The sequence below is a fragment of the Burkholderia sp. A2 genome (assembly GCF_001729305.1).
Classification (GTDB): domain Bacteria; phylum Pseudomonadota; class Gammaproteobacteria; order Burkholderiales; family Burkholderiaceae; genus Burkholderia; species Burkholderia sola.
In genome coordinates, this window is the sequence record NZ_LZXX01000144.1 from 1 (window position 1) to 271 (window position 271).

The window sequence follows — 271 nt, forward strand, 5'->3', positions numbered from 1 at the left end:
CGTCGAGCGCCGTGTCGCGCTGCGCATCCGAATGCGTGAACACGACCGACCGGTACTGCGTGCCGACGTCGTTGCCCTGCCGGTTCAGCGTGGTCGGATCGTGCGTCGCGAAGAAGATCTCGAGGATCTCGCGATAGCCGATGCGCGCCGGATCGAACGTCACGTTGACGACCTCCGCGTGGCCCGTGTCGCCTTCGCAGATGTCGCGATAGCCAGGGTTGCGCGTATGGCCGCCCGCGTAACCCGACTGGACGGCCGTCACGCCGTCGAC

Annotated in this window: 1 protein-coding gene; it reads right to left on the minus strand. The window is 67.2% G+C overall.

From position 1 onward, the window contains the following. Positions 1 to 271, minus strand: a 271-nt coding sequence (gene msrA, locus A9Z05_RS31505; protein WP_069621484.1) for a peptide-methionine (S)-S-oxide reductase MsrA, incomplete at both ends; no start/stop codon positions are given.